The sequence below is a fragment of the Syntrophomonas sp. UBA1041 genome, assembly GCF_002316705.1.
In the GTDB taxonomy this organism is placed as follows: domain Bacteria; phylum Bacillota; class Syntrophomonadia; order Syntrophomonadales; family Syntrophomonadaceae; genus DTU019.
Genome location: NZ_DCEA01000014.1, coordinates 1 through 18,289, shown reverse-complemented (window position 1 = coordinate 18,289; position 18,289 = coordinate 1). Strand labels below are relative to the sequence as shown.

The following is an 18,289-nucleotide window of genomic DNA, read 5'->3' as shown; positions in this document are numbered from 1 at the left end:
GATTGAGTTTTACTCACCCTGAGGTAAAGCATTCCTAGTCATGTGCTTTTATATATTTATCCACTCGAAGTGCTACATTTTGTTGGAGATTGCGGTAGAAAAACTGGTAATCATAGAGATGATATACGCCTTTTTCAAAAATATCCAATACGGGCGGGTAATCCTCGGGAGATACACCGGTTACTTTAAGGGTGCCCCGCTCCGGATCAAGATAGGCTCCGGTTAGAGCCGGGATTTCCTTCAAAATATCTCCCTCATAATCGGTAAAAACTGCGCCTAGATTTAACTCCGCCTCAGCATATTCGCCGGTAGTTTTCCAATTAAGGGGATTAATAGCCAGGGTTGAGCGGGGAACGAGCAGTGAAGTGTTAACCGATTCCGCTTCCGAATTAAAGCTGATTATAACGCCGGTATCGTCAGCCCCCCGGGCCATTTTTAAATACGGGTACTGAGCAACATCCTCTTCGGTAATTCGCCAGCCGATTAAATAGGCACCTACCAGAAGATCGTTATAGCTTTTATTTTGGAATAAATCCTTCATTAAACGCAAGAGCATTTCCGAACCCTGGCTAAAGCCTGCTAAAACCAAGGGCCGGCCATTATTGCATTCCTGCATATAGTATGCAAATGATTGCTTAACATCACTGTAAGCCAATTGAAAATATGGTTCCGCTTCAGTTGAATCGAGGCTATAAGCATTCAACCCGGCCTGCCGATAGAAAGGCGCATATATACTGCAAACATTCTCATAAATCCCTTTTTCCATATTAAGCGCTCCCATAAAACTGGCTCGGGTCTTGGCATCGTTCATTTCCATATTAAATGAATTTTCCTCACCCATATAAACGGTGGGACAAATCAAAAAAACATCGGCACTTCTAAGCTGGCTGCTTTCCGGGAAAAATGCCCAGTTATTTTTATCCGCATATTGATTTGATGTTTGCGCGCTGCATCCGATTACGAGCGCAAAAATAATAAACAAAAGCAGGTATTTTAATTTTTTCAACAAAATCTATCCACCCTTTCCGCCGAGTGCCGGCATGGGAACAGTTCAACGAATTCCTGAAGCCAAGCAAGGACAACGGCGTTTTTGATGATATGGTCAAGCGCTGGATCACCGAGGGCAGCAGCGAACACGATATCGGGCTGAAGCTTATTCAGAGCCGCAGTGCCGGCAGCCGGTACAAATATGAAAACGGCAAGAACATCTTATCCATCAAGGTCAAGAGGACGGATTGACCCGGGACCCTTTACAATCGCTAAGCCGCCGGATCAAGAAGAGCCTTGCTATATTGATGTTTATTAAAAAAGGCTGCCGGTTGTGCTTCGACGCCGATGACCTGGAAACGATCGTCACCTTTGCAATCAAGGGTTTTAGTTTTCTTAATCGCTTCTATCAGCATGTCTCTGACAAAGCGGTGGGTATCGCTGGTGTTTCTCCCCTCCCGGAACATGTTGTAGCCATCCCCGCCTTCGGCCATGAAATCATTGGTGACCACCCGGTAAGTCTTTTCCGGGTTTAACACACTGCCATCCGGCAGAGTAACTTTCGCTATACGTTGGCCGCTCAAGTCGTACGCAACCTTCATACCCGAATATTGTATGCTGCCGATATGGGGATTATTAATTCCATGCTGCAGAATTGACAGGACCTGGCTGCCCGGCAAATCCATCTGGATCAGGGTATTGTCGAAAGGAATCACTTCCCACAGCTTGCCGACGGTTATCTCCCCGGTCGGGATACTGGTTCTCAGCCCTCCGCCGTTTTGAAAAGCGAAGTCAGCATTGCTTTGCTGGCGCATAATATCCGTAACCCATTGACCCAGCACTGAAACTTGCTCTTTTTGATGCGCCAGATCTACAACGGCCTTGCCGATCACTTCGTTTTTGACTGCCGCTATTTCCTTTTGATCAGCATTAATCACCGCTTTTACCGCGGCGTCCTCGCTTAGACCGGGGGTGGGTAGATCGATTACGGAGGCAACGGCGGAGACAACTTTTTGGGTCCGGGGCGAATATTTCAGGGCAACTTTGCCGGCTGCCCGGCCGTTATAATAAGCCTGCACAACGGGTATCCCATTAATATAACCGGCCATTTTTTGATGAGTATGCCCGATCAGCAGCGCATCCACACCGGTAATACCGTTGGCTAATTCCGTTACTTCACCGGTAATGTTGATATTATCCTTATCCAGGTATCCGCCCAAGTGCCCCAACACCAGGATTATTTGCGCGCCCTGGCGTTTTAGTTCCGGTACCAGGAGGTTAACGCTTGCTGCCGGTTCATTTATATTGTAACCAGCTATGATTTTGGGATTGACTTTGATAACTATTTCTTTGGTGGTTAATCCGATAATCCCGATTTTTATCCCCTTTTTCTCTATCATAACCCAGGGTTTGGTACCGGGCAGATTCCCGCCGCTTTGCTTATCCGTTATATTGGCAGTCAGAATCGGAAATCGGGAAGCGGCAGCTTGCTCCTGCAATTTATCCAAACCCCAATCGAATTCGTGGTTGCCGATGGCCATAGCGTCAAAACCGATTTGGTTCATGGTTTCAACTACCGTTTTCCCGTAGAGCAAGTTGGAATCAATACTGCCCTGGTACATATCCCCGGCGGATAAAACCAGGGTTCCATCAGGGTTTTTAGCTTTTTCATCCCGCAGCCATTTGCCCAATTTGGCCGCCCCCGGATTTTTGCCATCATCCAGGAGCGCCCCATGAAAATCGTTCACACTCAAAACATCCAGAGCAATCAAGTCCGGTTGGGCCGCCTCCAGGCCGCCCGGGTAAAGGTCAACGCTGGCCGTGGAAGCATCCCAGGCAGTGCGAATATTGTAAATATCAGCCACCGCTCGCAGGGGTACAAGCAGTACCCCATTTTTAATGGCCGGGGCAACCGGCAGTAAAATATCCCGGCCGTCTACCCTGGCTGCAGGATTACCGGAAACAAGCGTTAGAATGCTGCCAGGCAAGTAAACAGTTGCCGCACCGGTTTGCCGGTTCCAGGTTAGCTGAGCTCCCAAAGCTTCCACGAGCGGTCTTAAGGCAACTATACACCGGCTGTTTTCCAATACCGGGGCTTCTTGGAAATTAATTTCCCGGTTGTTTAACCGGACGCTGACAGGTCGCTCCGCCGCCAGAGCGGAACCCGCCGCCAGAAGGCCGATTAAAACTCCCAATATAAGCACCATAAATTTTCGCCGCATTTTATCACTCCCCAATTCATACATTTACAGGCTGAAATACCTGTTTCACGCCAGGTTCCCCATATCCCAACCATTCTTTTTTAACCTCCGCATCCTCTAATTACAGTACTTCGACCAACCAGCAGAAAATTCCTGTCTAATTCTGCTAAAATAAAGGATATATATGCCATATTAACGAAGATTAAAAGATGCCGCTTGTAGCTGCGGCCCCTTGGCGGAAGAGTACAAATTTTATAGCTTCATAACAAAGGGGAGGCAGAAGTAAATACTGTGATTTTCAGTTATTTGTCTCACTGCTTAAGCAGCCAGGCCACATTCCCGTACATAATTTTATCTTTGGCATCTTCCCGTAGCTGAATACCAAGTACCTCCATCATTTGGGAAAGTTTCCTAATGCAATACTGGCTGTTAATTCTTATAACGAACCTATAGGCTGGATACCCGAAGATTTTTACTATCAGGAAGACATTGCTCAAAGGCTTGATGACGGAACCATCGTAAAGGGTCAAATCAGCGCTATTTTAGGCGGCGAAGATGGGAAGAGTTTAGGGGTTAGGATTGATATTGCGAGATATACAAAGAAACGGTCTAAATAATTATTAACGTATATCAAGGGATTATAGGGGGTAATATTTTGTTATCAGAAATTGAACGTGATGAAATATATGGCGAACCTAAAGAAATTGATGGCGATACTATTATTTGGGAATCACGTGGCAATAAAGACAGATTTTACTTAAAAGTCCCGGTTAGAAGGGCAAATGGAGAAGAAATGCATTTAAGGGCATATTATGGTGCACGGAGATATAGTTTTGCGTTGTTATACAGAGGGACAATTCTTATAAGAAGATGGGATTTTGAACGTCACGAAAATCCCGGTCCAGATGGGAGCATATTTAATGGTGTTCCACATAAACATAAATGGACAGAAGAATATGGGGATGAGTGGGCTTATACTGTTGATGATGTTCCTGTTAATGATGTTGAATTAGCGTTAAAGGCCTTTTTGACAGAATGCAATATTTCTGTAATTGGGCCTACACAGCAATCACTTTTTAGTATATCCTAAATTAAAGAAAGGAGGGATTATGATGCTTGAAATGGGCGAAATATTTATCATTAACCAGTATATTAATTGGCTTGATAACTCATTTGTAAACAATACTGATGATAGTATAGGCGTCATAAAAACTCCTTATAAAAGACCGGACGGAGATTTTGTTAACCTTAGATTGCTTAAATTAGGTAACAAATATTACCTTACTGACAATGGGGAGACTTATGACTATTTATATATCTCAGGGATAGACTTACACTCTTCTTCCACTAATCGGGATAATTTAGTCAGAAGGACATTATTATCAAATGGGGTAAGCTTTTTAAATGATATTGAGTTATCAATTGAAATAAAAAGCACTGAAGAAATAGGTCCTGCTGTATCCAGATTAATTAGAGCAATTACCGGATTACAGTATTTAATTTACACTACACGTCCTGGGGGAATAAGGTATTTCAAGGAAAATGTAGCCAACTACTTTACTTCAAAGCGCATTAATTTTGAAGCTGATTATTATGTAACCGGTAAAGCACGTGAACATCGTTTTGATTTTTATATTCCCGGAAAATTATATCTCGTTAAGACATTATCCACAGAGAATATTGCATGGGCCAAACGTTTGGCAACTGAAACAATGTTCGAATTTGTGGATACTAAAGAAGTTACCCCTGATTATAAGGGTATTGCTTTAATCGATGATAATAAAATTGAAGTATGGCAAGGTGCTGCTCTCTCAATTTTAAAAGCCTATTCTGATTATGTGATCCCATGGAAGAAACGGGATGATTTAATGTCGCTTATATCATAACTTGGGAAGCAGGGGGAGCTGTAAGGTTTAATCCCCTGATACATGCTGACATTTTATTTTGAGAGCAGGCTGTAAAGCACCTGCGCCATTTCTGCTCTAGTGCTTGTACTTATCGGGGAAAGCTTCCCATCGCTACCGCTGACAGTCCCGGTTTCCACAAAAAGGCTCATGGCAGCCTTTGCCCAGGAAGCTATGTCACCTGCATCGCTGAAGTCAGAGAGGGTCTTCCCGGAATTGCCCTGGGGCAGCTTACCGATAATTTTTAGCACCTTATACAGCAAGGTAAACATTTCCTGACGGGTGATCTCCTTTTCCGGCATAAACAGGTTATTGCCTACACCAGCAGATATACCGAGCCGCTTTGCCGCAGCCAGGTAGCTGGTGTAATAACTGTTGCCGGCGTCTGCGAAGTTAACCTTAGTATTAAGATCTGGGGCTATGCCATATGATTTCATCAGCATGGCGATGAACTGGCCCCTGGTCAGCTTTACTTCCGGGCTGAAATTGCCACCTCCGGTGCCTGTCGTGATCTCCCTTGCAGCGATAAAACCTACCGCCTTGCTGTACCATGCGCTTTCAGCCACATCCTTGAAGCTGACTTTGTTATAGCCTACGGCATACTGTGAGAAATGCTTGGTGTTGAAGCTGATCATTCCTGTTGCGGGGTCATAGATACAATTGCTTACTGCTTCTAGCTCCCCGGACTCCTTGATACAGTAGATGACAATAGCGTCTGTATCCTCACCTACTTTAGGGGTATAGGGCACGAATACCGATACATTCCCGCCAAACTGGGATATGGTCTTGCCCCTGCTGGTAACACCGAAATCGAACACCGGCCTGTCGCCCACCGTCCGCTGTGCTTCAGGCGAAAGAGAGGAGGCTTCCACTTTGGATGCCGTAATTTTCACATCACCTGTTGCTTCTCCGGAGAGGGTAGACAGGGTGTTGGCGTCAAAGGTAATGGAGGCAACCGGGGTGGATATGGTCAATGCGTCAATCCCGGCTTCCGCGGCCCGGCTTACCGCCTCTTTAGGGATGCTTGTTTCTGCGGTGGTGGCAGCTGCAGGAGCTTGCACCTTGATTTCAAGCCTGGCGGCAGTGCCTTCGCCTTGCTTTCTGGCTTCTTCCTTCGCTTTACTGATGGCATCGCTTACCTGTATGCGGCTAACTATGGCCGTTGCATAGCCGCGGCTGTCTACGGAAGCGGTAACTGTTGTGGCAGCCGTCGCGGTATTTCCTGCAATATTGGTCTCCGTTTTGGGTGTTTCCATAGGAGTACTTGTTCCTCCGCTGCCGCCGGATGAACCGCCGCCGGTACTGTTTTTACTCCATTGTGCGTATACCGTAATGGAATCGGTGACTGCCGTAGCTGCCGTAAAAGCGGTGCCGCTTCCGTTAGCTTGCGTATTCCAGCCAATGAAGGTGTAGCCTGATCTGGCAGGCGCCGTGGGCAGTGTGCCGACCTGAGCGCCTGAGATTACTTCTTGGGCCGCGGGGCTTGCTTCCGTATCTCCGCCATTCTGATCAAAGGTGACCGTATAGGTGACCGCCCTTCGAAAAGAGCCGGGCTTTGCCCAGACAGTGCTGCTTCCATCTGTAAAGGTGTAATAGTCTTCCTTGGTAGTGCTTTCCGTATGCTCGCTTTCCTCTACCGGCAAACTCTCCATCCGCAGGGGAGTGGCGGCGCTGATCTTGCCGTCAACGGTAACTTTCGCCCCCTCGGCCGGGTCAACCAGCTCCCATGCCGATGCATATATTCCCATGCCGCCTTGGCCTGATGAGGTCACGTTGCCTTGTATATGCACATCGGCTCCTGATGAGATAACAGCCGTGGCTTCTTCCCCCTTGGCAACGATATTGCCCTGCACGGTGATGGAAGCGCCGTGCCAAGCGTTTACTGCGTAATCCGGTGCGGTGATATCCCCCTTGATTGCGACTTCACCCTTGCCTGCCGAAACAGCGGAAACGCCGCCGGTGACTGTAACACTTCCTTCAACGCTCAGAACTGCTTCCTCTGCGCCCAGGTATATCCCGCGGCTTTTTTCACCGGTTACCGTGACATCCCCCCCGATGAGGACGGACTGCAGTCCGCCACTCTCGGAATCTATATACACGCCATGAGAGGAAACACCCGTAACCTGCACATCGCCGCTGACTTTGATGTTGCTGCTGTCAAAGCACCCTACACCATAAGCGTTATCCCCGGCCACCGTGATACTGTCAACCGTCACAGCGCCGTCGCCCGTCGCATAAACCGCTTTGCTGCCACCAGCCGATGTCACCGCGTTCACTTTGACATTGCTGCCTGTACCCACATAGACACCGTAGGCGACGCCATCTCCGGCCATCACGTTTAATGCGCCCTCTCCTGTCAGTTTCAGCCGGCTGAAGTTATCAGCATAGACCGCAGCAATCTCGGCTGTGCTGCCCATGGGGTCAACGTTTGGCTGTGCCGTGTGGTCAGGCTGTACAGTCAGCGTATGTCCGTTCAGATCAATCGTTAAACTACAGCCGTTCAGCGTGATAGGCATGGAATAATCGATATTCGCCGTCAGTCTCAGATCTTGTGCATTCCAACTGCCGTCGGACACCTTCTCCAGCGCATCCGTCAAATCATTCGCGCTGCCTATCTCGCGTATCGTCACGGGTTCAGGCACGCCCTCTCCTGTGAGCTTGAGTGTTTCCGGATCGGCCAGGGTAGATATTTCCTCATCTGTCCCTGCGTTTTCGATGATGGCGCAGCGGTACATCCAGCCGTTCATTGAAGGTTCCAGCACGGGCAGGGTGTAGGTCGCGCCGGTTTCCCCCGCTATCTCCTCAAAGTCCTTGCCATCGCCCTTGGCGACAAACCACTGGTAGGTGGCACCGGCTTTTTCTTCCATGAAAAGAGTGATGTTGCCGCTATAGGGCAGTTCATATGAGCTGGCCATGCCGGAAATCATACCGGCGGTTTCACTTGTCGGAGGCCGATCGTTGGATTGTAAAGCGCCCTGATTTACAATCCCCCAGTACCTATTAACGCTAAAAAACTGTTCGCTTGAAATTTTCAAACTGTCATATCGCGATTTAGTATAACTGAAGTCTAAGCGCGCAAGAACCACAGTTTCATTCAATTTCCCTTTATCACTTACTACGTTAGTTCTCCATTGGAAATCAGTCGAATTTACACGTTTATAAACATAATAGTCTGTCGCAAACCTTGTTCCCTTGGGAAGGTGTTGCCCATTGTTGATAAAATTACCTTCTTTAGGATCGAAAAAAATGTCATATAAAGACTTTTTACCGCCATAAGCTTTATAAATATCCTCAAAAAGGCCCCTCCATGGCTGCCAGGATATTAGTTCGCTGCCACCGTTACCCGGCCGTCTAACCGGATATTTTGTCCATATCATGCTTTGCATGTACTCAGTTGTTTCAAGTCTGTCCCGATAATAAAGATCTAAAGGAGTCATCTGGGCTACATAAAAGTTTTCGTAGAAAGCATACAGATCCTGTCCGGCCTTGGTGTCACGAAAAATGCGTATGTTCGAGTGCTCTACCACGGCACAGCGCTGATTCATATTCTTTACCTTTTCGGCGTTTGCCTTCAGCTCATTCAAGTTCCTCTGGGCCTGCAAGCGGATATTTTGTTCACTCAGACTGTCACCCTGGTGCGCTTCGATCACTTTCTCGCAGGCGATCTGGCCCATGCCATTGTATAAGGCGTAGACATTGATGATGTTATTCCGGTACTCCTTGCGCATATCGTAGCCCTGATGTTCCCAGTGGTTTAGGTGTCGTTCCAGTTTATCAAAAGCACCGAAGACATTATAACCACCGGTCAGCACCATCGTTATTCTATCGCCCAGGGCATTGGCGGCGGCGATAACCGTCATGCCGCGGGTATCAATATTCCTGTTTTTACCCCAATAGAGGTCTTGCATAAATAAATCCGTTAGCTCACCATCGTCAGCCAAATCCGTCTGATAACCACAGAGCTGATTGTATGGGGCGGTGTAATCGCTGAAGAATTCAGCGAAGCTATCCAAATTTCCCCGCAGCTCTTTCTCATCAAGCTTGCCGGATAGGGCCTTTATTTGGTTCTCAATGTTATCCAGTTTTCCCTTGATTTCTTGCAAAGCTTTGAGAATTCGAGCGCTATCCGAGCCGAATATGGCTGCAAACGACTCGTTGACGCTCTTCCCCGCAACTCCGGAGATGATCCCGCCCGCCAGTTTCTCAAGCGCCTTCATGCTCAAGGAAGTTGCCGGCTCTTCTGGTACAGACTGCAGCAAAGGAAGCTCGGTCGAGGCTTCGTTATTCTCCGTTGTCTCAATAACAATCTCGTCTTCCGCCGCATCTTCCGCCGGCGCCGTCAACGGCAGCTGCGTAATGGTTAAAGCCATTATAAGCAGCAGCGCCAAAAGCCTTTTAACTTTTCGCACTTTATCCCTCCTTTTTTTATGTTTGAACATAACTATGTTTTCATGGAACCCTATTTCATAAATATGACCATTCCTTTCTTGAGGCACAAAACGTCATGAATAGACTTATCACTGCTCCCTGGGTGGTCTGAGCGTAATCTTCGCTAATGGGGAAAAAAATAGCCTCCCGATATTCAGGTGTTTTCCTGTTCGTGCTTGCACTCATGAATATCTCCAACGGATCTGACAGGGTTAAAAAGGTGGTTTTCCCCCAGCCCCACTCCTCCCTACTGGTGATAGTCCAATCATATGTAAAATGATGTCAATGGGGATAGTCAATTTAGTGCTATATTTTCTGTGGTTATGGCGATTTTGCAGTCAAAAAAAGAGCTCCGAACCATTACGCTCGGAAGCTCTCTGCTATTTTTTATATTAATTCTTTTTAAACGAGAGTTTTGCATCATTCAAAAAATGCAATATTGTCACTCTCAGCGATAGCGAAGCAGTGGTTGCCATTGGCGTCCAGGGCTGAAAGCGATGGGAAGGCAAGCGCGATATGCAGCCTGCGCGTCGATGAGTCTTAAGGGCCATAAATCAAATGAAAAATAGTATTATTTTTGGGTCATCATTGTTCGATATTGCGAAGGAGTCATGCCTAACTTGTCTTTAAATATTTTTGCCAAATTCCCGTTGTAATCCACTCCGCATTCCTCAAAGACCTGGGTTATGGACAAATTAGTATCGCACAATTTTTCCTTGAGCTTACCAAGCTTTACTTCTTGATAATAGCTGTAGGGGGTCATGCCCGTATGTTGCTTAAACAAACGGGTATAGTGATACCTGCTCATGTGAACAATACCCGCCAGCTTATCTATGTCAAACTCCTCCCTCCAATGATTGTCTATGTATTCTTTTCCTTTGATAATTTCTTCTCTGTCCTGATAATACCTGGAGGTGATAAAAATAAACACGATAAACAACAATTTATTATTGCTGTCGCGTATAGGCAAGGCAGTCATGTTGTGATACATGCTTCCGTAAACCAACTCCTTGTCATCTCCCAACTGATCAACGATCTCCTGATGCGGTACTTTGACATCATAGGCGTAAACGGCTTCTCCCTGAAACGCCCGCACAGTGAAGTCCTTTACTCCCCACCTTTCCAGGTTGGGATTCTGCAATATATTATGTTTTTTATACAGTCTTTCTGGATTTGATATTTTAGCAAATTTTAAATATGCTTCATTGGCTAAAAGCATCGTACCGTCCGGCGCGCATATGTGCATAGGATAGGGAAAGTGCTTTACGATCTCTATAAACAGATCTTTGTTTTCATACAGCGACTGAAAAGACCTTGCGTTTTCATGCTTGTTTGTTTCATATACGTCATTGTCTTTGCCTGCCGCCGGTTCCTTTTCTTCTTGAATTGAGGCTTTTTTCCGTCTTCTATCCTCCGGTTTAACGGCATCTTCAGGAATAAGCCACAGGTTGCCCTTTTTCACCACGCCGGCTATTCTGCCCTCGGTACAATACAGCGTCACCATCCTGATCCCCAGTCCCCATTTTTCACCGGCTTCCTTCACGGTTATATACTCCATGCCTCATGCCACCCAAAATAATAAATCTTGCCATAACTATATTTCCAAATCAAGCATATTGCAAGTATTAGCAATGTATAATTATAACCTATACAAGTGCGAAAAATCCTGCTTCTTCTTAGGTGAATAACTTTTACATTTTTAGATAATTAATTAGGCTAGGGTGTGAACTGTAACCCAAAAAAGGAGGATGACTAAAAGCAAAGCGGATATTCATCAAATGGATAAGTCATCCTCCAGGTCTTTCATTGCAAGAGTGAACTATAGTCTATTGTATGCACTTTAACATCCTCAAAACCGTTGCAGCTGCTTCCCCGCGAGACATAGTATCCCCGGGCGCCAAAAGTTTATTGCTCCTTCCTTGAAAAATGCCCAGTTTTATAAGTAATGCCGCATTCGATTTAAGCTCTTGATCAATTCCTTCCAAATCAGAAAAACCTTTTATCAATGAAACTTCTTCTTCTGTGGTCAGGTTAGCTTCGAAGCCTGTTAAAGCCATAACATCTGCTAAGACGGAAACAGCCTGCGTTCTGGTAATAGGTTGTTCGGCTTTAAAAGAAAGCGTTTCTTCTCCAGATGCCGAAAGATTATCCGGGGTTATGCCGGTGGCTCTTTGGATAAGTATCAAAAAGTCAAGCCCCGTCATATTTTTATCAGGCTGATACAGATTATTCCCTGTTCCCTTCAGTATGTTGGCAGATGCCAGTTGATTTATGGAATCTTTTGCCCAATGGCCGCTTATATCTTTAAAGCGTTCAGAATTAGTAATTCTAAAAGTATCTCCCGATTTGCCGACAGCCAGAATATAGGCACCTTTTTCCGCATAGGTCTCAGGGCTGTCTGACATCAGACTGTCGTATGCCAAATTGAGTTCGGGAGAGAAGACCACAATTCTTCCTCCTTCGGGAATAGAAAAGCTCACAAGGTCGCTAAACCCCATCTTGCCTGCCTTGTTTTGACCGTTAGAATCAATTTGCAGAATATCACCTTCTGTGATAATTGGTAATTTGGAGGCATCTGAGTAGTAATGGCCATAATTATAGAGCAATGTCTCCCCTTCGATATTTTGCAGAAAGACTTCAAACTGATCCCTTAAATAGTTGAAGGACATCCAGGTACCTGTCGGGCTTTTAAGAGCTAACGGAGTATATGTTGCTCCGTCATCGACAAATATATATCCCGGTATTTCAGGAATTGTTACCGTCCGAATCATTTTCGTGAAAAAATCATATCGGTTCAGATTTCGGGGAACCCACACCCTTCCTGAAAATGCGCTTGTGTCTATATCATTTAGATTATTTAACTTCTCGCAACTTACAAATCCTGCATTTGAGCTGTCAGGATGAATCATCATTACCTTTCCTTCCGCATGCTCTGCAAAGGAATAGTTTAAGCCGCCCGGCTTATAAAACCTGCCATTTTCTTTATAAGTTAAAACACCTGCGGGCTTAAAACCTTTACCATCATAGGTTGAGAGAGTCATTCCATTTTTATCCGCAGAAATCTCCACCTTCATGATTTTATCGTCTGAGGTATAAAATCCCTCATAGCCCTTAAAATAATCCGGAATTTTGGCATCCTGAGGAGGGAGTATATCAGACGATGGTTTTTTCACAATTCCCTTTTCTTCCAGCAGGGCCTGCAATATGGCATTTGCAACTGCTGTGGGGTTTGCAGATCCCGCAAAAATAACCGCTACATTTATATGCTCTTTGGGCAATACATAGAGCTGGGAAAAGTATTGAAGCGTACCGCCATTTTTCGCCAGTACGTCAACGCCTTGATTCTTGAATTTGTGGACTTGCACATAGTCCCAGCCCAATCCCGCATTGAATATCGGTTCTCCCGCCGGGACTGTTTCGGGACCATATTGAACTTTGGTATATTCTTCAATCATGGCTGGATTCAAAATAGTTTCTGATTGAAGAATCTCTCCGTATTGGCAAAGATCAATTGCTGTGGAGGATATTCCTCCGCTTCCAAGGATGTTTACATATTCAACGGGTAACGGCGCTATACTATCTTTTTCATATACTCTTGCAATATTTTGGTTGCCATCTTTAAAGTATGCGCTTGTGTTATCAAGGCTCATCTTATTGAAAATTCTCTTCTCAAGGAAATCCGGGAAGCTCATGCCTGAAATATGCTCGATAACAGCCTCGGCAATTGTGAAGCCATCGTTGCAGTAAATGCTTATTTTCCCCGGATCATTCACCAAATTGCTGATTTTTAATCTTTCCAGTGTTTCCTCTACGTAGTTTCTATTTTTTACTGCTGTAAAACCATCTTTAGTATTTGTTCCCGGAAAGCCTGAGGTATGATTAAGCAGCATACGGATGGTGATGTCTTTGTACCTGCTATCATTCATTGTAAAATTAGGAATATAGTCTGTGACCGGCTTATCCAGTGAAAGCTTACCTTCCTGCTCCAGTACAAGGACAGAAGCAGCTGTAAAGATTTTGCTGACGGAGCCTATGTTAAACTGTGTATCTGTTTCTACTCGAAGGTTCTTAGCGCGGTCCCTCAAGCCAAAACCTTCTGCATAAACTATCCTGCCATCCACCATGATGGCTACCGTTGCACTTGACGATATGCCGGTTGACAATTCCTTTGCCACGGCCTCCCGTGCCGCTTTAATTGATGCTTCATAGCCTTGAGCCATATCTGTTGTAACTGCATAAGCAGAAAGATTTGTCACTCCCGGCAACTGAATACAGGTTAAAAAAAATACCATAACTATCAATTTAACTAAAAATATGGTTGACTTTTTCATTTTGATTCCTCCTTATCGTACTTTTTAAAAACCCCTTGCAGTCATCCTCAAATTGTGAATATATAACACCTATTTATTAATCAAACCCGAATGGAGAAGAAGCCTGCGCACCATGATTGTGGTCTCGGCTCTTGTAATGTTGTCCAGAGGAGCTATCCGGCCGTTGTCTCTGCCGGTAACAACACCTGTCTTTACGCATTTTGACACAGAATCCTTAGCCCAGCCTGAAACATCAGCATTGTCGTTGAATGCCGCAAGAATGTCGCTCACATCTATCTCAAGCTCTTCTCCCAGCTTGGTAGCACCCATGGCTCGCGCTAAAATTGCCATAGCTTCCTGACGGGTGATATTTCCGTCAGGTTTAAATGTCCCGTCATCATAGCCCCTAACTAAACCATAGTATGATGATGTTGAAATGTATTCCCTATACCATTCGCCTGCCTTGACATCAAAGAAATCATTCTTATATTCTTCCGCTCTAAGCCCTAATGCCCTAAGCATAACTGCCGAAAACTCAGCCCTGGTTATATTGCGCTCAGGCTCGAATAAATCATTGCCCACTCCGCTGATTATCAATCTTGAGGCCATATCGTTGACATCTTTCTCTGCCCAATGTTTTTCAACATCCCGAAAGGTTTTCGGGCTATAGATTAACAAGTAGGCGCTGTTGGTCAGGCTGTTGATTTTTGCATAATATTTGCCGTCTATCATTGCAATGACTGTAGGCACATGGGAAAAGGTTCCGTCGGAATTCAGAATAACACCTGTCGTAATTTTAGACGGATCGACACCTTCAGGTATCGCAATCATCCTTTTTACATATGCGTTGAATTTGGAAACCTCCACGGTCTTGCTTCCGCTTGAGCAGGTGATTTCAAACTCAATGGGCTTTACGATAATTTGATAATTGTTTTTGTCTGCGGTATCTTCAATGATTTTAACAGTATCCGCAGCCGGTTCAGATATTTTTACGCTTACCGCAATATCCTTCAATTCCACCTGTTTTCCGATCTGTTCTGAAACGGCGTCAATATTTATTTGGGATGCCGGCAGCGTATAAGTAACCTGTCCGGTTTTAATTTCAAGAACAGCATCTTTGCTTGCCATGTTCTTGACGGTATGGCCGTTCAGAGTCCCGATGACAACATCCGCACCGCTCATAACCGGAATGGTTACAACTGCATGGTTGCCTTCCCGTGCCAGTGTCTCTTCCACTTTTTTATCATCCACAACGATGGTTGTAACCTTTTTATCGCCTTCCCGGGTGGTCGTTGCCGCAGCGACCGTTTCGGACTTGCCGTTGGCATTATTCGTACTTTGCGAATTTGAAGGAGAACCAAGCGAATTGCCATTTCCCGCACTGGGAATGGGTATTATATCTATATTCACGGTCTGAGTATTTGAATATCTTCCACTAGGGCCTTTTACTCTATATGTAAAAGAATCATGACCTACCTGTTTCATATCATGAGTACAATATTCAAATTGATTATCTCCGGTAATGGTTACGGTTCCCTTTTTGGCCTGCTCTACAATCTCAAAGGTAAGCTTCCAGTCAGTGCCATCATTACTTGATCCGGCGTCATACGATCCTATCAACCGGCCTTCAAGAGTTGAACCTGCGTCCACTGTCCATCCCCGTACATCCGAAACAACCCAGCTGCCGTCTGTCATATTATCCATGGTTCCATTATACGATCCTTTTGAATCTATAACGGTGGTTCCGCTGCTTTGATTGAGTTTATAGTAATAAACCAAATTACCATACTTATGGTGTGAGCTATCTACGCCCCTGTACATCCAAGCTACAATTTCATCAGGATTCAGTGCAGTATTCCAAAATTGGATTTCATCCATTCGTCCGCTAAAAAATTGGTTGACTGCGTTTGTACCACCAATACTGATATTACCCGCTAAAGGCACAGGTGCGTAAAAGTGCATGGAATCTAAGGTCATTTCATAATACTTTGTCCCATTTGCATAAGCTATTACACTTTCTCCTGACTTCGTAAGCGCAATATGAGTCCACTGGTTCATCGGAATCTTGGTGATATTGGTTAATGATATTTCGTCATTCCAAGGAAAAGCATTTTGCCAGCTGTAATTTAGCCCATTAAATCCAAAGTACAGGTATCCTTCATCGTCATTATATTTAATAAATCTAAAATCTAAACCTAAAGATCCTCTAGTTTCATCTCCTTCTTGGCGATATAGAGTTTGGTATGGTTCATTTTCTCTGGGGAAAATCCACATAGATATGGTAAAATCCGAATTGCCTCCTATCTTGGTATCTTCGAATGGGACATTAATCCGCCCTTGCGAATTTTCGGGAAAATCCAGCGCACTGCCAAACCCCGCGACCGGTTTGGCATAGTCATGGGCGTTAAGGATTATTCTGCTGTTTTGAACATCCCCTGGATTTATACTTATTAAAGGTCCTGCTGATTCTAAACTAATATATTTGCTTTGTGCTGATTTATCCACAAAAAATCCGGTTATCCCTTCACTATTGATTACATGTTCTTGTTCATTCAAAGTTATCTTATTTTCATTTTCAGGTGACAAATTTTCTACTTCTAATCTTACATATGTTAAATCTGTACCTTTGACGTCACCACGCTTAATAATAGTTTTTCCTAGACCATATCTTCCATTTCCTATATCTGCACCACCGCCTCCTCCGGTAGCAATAACCGTGGGATAGTTATTGATAATTATAGTGCCTCCGGAACCTCCACTCAATCTGGGATGACCTCCACCGCCGATTCCCGCACTGCCATTGCCGCCTGTGGCTATGACTGTTCCGTTGTTAATTGTCACATTGCCACCGTCGCACCTCTCGCCCCCTCCTATTCCCGCGGCATAGTCACCGCCTGTGGCTGTAACTGTTCCGCCGTTTATGGTAATCTCTCCGATATAAGAGCCTAGGGCTCTTCCGCCGATGCCTGCGCCACCACCGTAACGGGCTATGGCTGTGACTGTTCCGCCGTTTATGGTAATCTCTCCGCTAGATCCTTCGGCTCCTCCGCCGATGCCTGCACTGCCGGCAAGGCCTGTGGCATTGAGGGAGCCCATCTCATCCCCCTTTGATTGTGCGTAAATTGTCAAACTATTATCTTTGGGGACATTGATGCCCGCATCATCCCGCTTCCCTCTGATGGTAAGGGATGAACTATCCGCCAGGATTAGATGAACATTACCACTTACAGTGATTGCACCGGTTCTATTGATATTGCCTTCCACTATATACCAGCCCTCATTTAGAGTGGCGGTCTTCGAGGTTATTTTAGCAACAGTTTTATTCCCCGTATTTTTTGTCACGCCGTTTTCGTCTATATAAGTGTATCCCCCTTCAGCCCTAAGCCCAGTACCCATCATCCGGCTCTCACCAGGTTCTTCTTCCGCACTTTCCCCTATTTCTTCTTTTATATCCTCTTCCGTCAGCTTTGCTTGATAAAAAGCGACTATCCGGGCTCCTTCTTCCGTATCAATATCGTAAATCTGCAGATAATTGCCTGCCGCAACACCGGCGGTTATATCTGCACCTGACTCATAGTCTGCAATCATGGTATCTCCGGTTGTTGGGGCCGTGTCTCCCACCCGAGGTGTTGCAATCTCCTGCTCCGTTATATTAACAAGCAAGTTCCCATAAACATAGCCGGTAACCGTTGCTGAAGTGGCCCCTGCCGTTTCCCCAGGGGATAAAGTTACAGCCAGCAGAGGCACAAACTCAGGCCCTGCTATGTGGTCACTTGAATCTTCCGCCAACACTGGTGACACACCAATAAACACCTGGAAGAGCATCGACACAATCAATACAACAGTCATCCTTTTTTGAATCGTTTTAAACATTCTTTATGCCCCCCAATCTATTCACAAATATTAAGTTATTATCCTTAAACATCAACATTTAATCTCAACATCATTTCATTATTCCGTTATCCCGCTAACCTTTTGCCGTAACCTAATCTGCTGCATTCAAAAACAGTCACCGTTTTTAGATCTGCTCCATAAGGAAGAGAGGACCATATGTCACAGTGCGGGCAAGTCTTTTCATATGAAACCATGAATAAGGCATCGTTTTTGCAGCAGCACTTCCCCAGGCAGGGAAACATTTCCTCATCCACACCACAGTCCTCATCTGGAATTTTTTCTATCATATCAGTATTCATCTAAATCACCTCATTTTACGACCAAGCTGTATATCAGCAGTGCATACTACTGTTCAGATAATTTTAAAACACCGGCAATTAACAAAACCGTGAACATAACTGCAAAACTTTTTTAAAAACTTTCTCATTCCGACTTTTTTATCATAATTCTTCGTATGCTTCCCGCAATTTTCCCTAATTTGTGTTACAATTTACCAATCATGATGTCACTGCAAAAAGTTATAAATATGCATTAGCTTGCATAAATATACCGCTCGCAGTCTTCG

The 18,289-nt window shown here is 45.1% G+C and carries 11 protein-coding genes; 4 read left to right on the top strand and 7 right to left on the bottom strand.

From position 1 onward, the window contains the following. Positions 1–34: 34 nt before the first annotated feature. Positions 35–982, bottom strand: a complete 948-nt coding sequence (locus B2633_RS03265; protein WP_483169114.1) for a DUF3089 domain-containing protein — start codon at positions 980–982, stop codon at positions 35–37. Positions 983–1,032: 50 nt separating this feature from the next. Here B2633_RS03265 and B2633_RS03260 point away from each other — a divergent pair, with 50 nt between their 5' ends. Then, a complete protein-coding gene (locus B2633_RS03260; protein WP_276624361.1) occupies positions 1,033–1,239 on the top strand; it encodes a hypothetical protein in 207 nt (68 codons plus the stop codon). 20 nt (positions 1,240–1,259) lie between these two features. Here B2633_RS03260 and B2633_RS03255 read toward each other — a convergent pair whose 3' ends face one another. Next, positions 1,260–3,209 (bottom strand): 5'-nucleotidase C-terminal domain-containing protein, encoded by a 1,950-nt coding sequence (locus B2633_RS03255; protein WP_483169112.1) that lies wholly within the window; start codon positions 3,207–3,209, stop codon positions 1,260–1,262. Positions 3,210–3,586: 377 nt separating this feature from the next. Between B2633_RS03255 and B2633_RS03250 the strand changes: the two genes are divergently transcribed. From B2633_RS03250 to B2633_RS03240, 3 genes are read left to right on the top strand one after another with little or no spacing between them, the layout of a single operon-like run. Continuing rightward, the gene (locus B2633_RS03250) at positions 3,587–3,805 is read left to right on the top strand and encodes a hypothetical protein (protein ID WP_061212613.1); all 219 of its coding nucleotides are present in this window, start codon (positions 3,587–3,589) and stop codon (positions 3,803–3,805) included. 38 nt (positions 3,806–3,843) lie between these two features. Next, the gene (locus B2633_RS03245) at positions 3,844–4,278 is read left to right on the top strand and encodes a DUF6978 family protein (RefSeq protein ID WP_061212614.1); all 435 of its coding nucleotides are present in this window, start codon (positions 3,844–3,846) and stop codon (positions 4,276–4,278) included. Between the two features lie 22 nt (positions 4,279–4,300). Further along, positions 4,301–5,074: a DUF1828 domain-containing protein gene (locus B2633_RS03240; protein WP_061212615.1), complete on the top strand. Its 774-nt coding sequence runs from the start codon at positions 4,301–4,303 to the stop codon at positions 5,072–5,074. A 53-nt stretch (positions 5,075–5,127) separates the two neighbouring features. Here the strand turns inward: B2633_RS03240 and B2633_RS03235 are convergent, their stop codons facing one another. From B2633_RS03235 to B2633_RS03215, 5 genes are all read right to left on the bottom strand, one after another. Continuing rightward, on the bottom strand, positions 5,128–9,501 hold the full coding sequence (locus B2633_RS03235) for an S-layer homology domain-containing protein (protein ID WP_483169110.1): 4,374 nt from the start codon (positions 9,499–9,501) through the stop codon (positions 5,128–5,130). A gap of 590 nt (positions 9,502–10,091) precedes the next feature. After that, positions 10,092–11,078 (bottom strand): helix-turn-helix domain-containing protein, encoded by a 987-nt coding sequence (locus tag B2633_RS03230; protein WP_276618756.1) that lies wholly within the window; start codon positions 11,076–11,078, stop codon positions 10,092–10,094. Between the two features lie 268 nt (positions 11,079–11,346). Next, on the bottom strand, positions 11,347–13,851 hold the full coding sequence (locus tag B2633_RS03225; RefSeq protein ID WP_483169108.1) for a serine hydrolase domain-containing protein: 2,505 nt from the start codon (positions 13,849–13,851) through the stop codon (positions 11,347–11,349). A gap of 69 nt (positions 13,852–13,920) precedes the next feature. Further along, entirely contained in the window at positions 13,921–17,703 is a 3,783-nt protein-coding gene (locus B2633_RS03220) for an S-layer homology domain-containing protein (RefSeq protein WP_276618748.1), read from the bottom strand. 86 nt (positions 17,704–17,789) lie between these two features. Continuing rightward, complete coding sequence (locus B2633_RS03215; RefSeq protein ID WP_061212620.1) at positions 17,790–18,023, bottom strand: hypothetical protein; 234 nt, start codon at positions 18,021–18,023, stop codon at positions 17,790–17,792. Positions 18,024–18,289 lie beyond the last annotated feature (266 nt).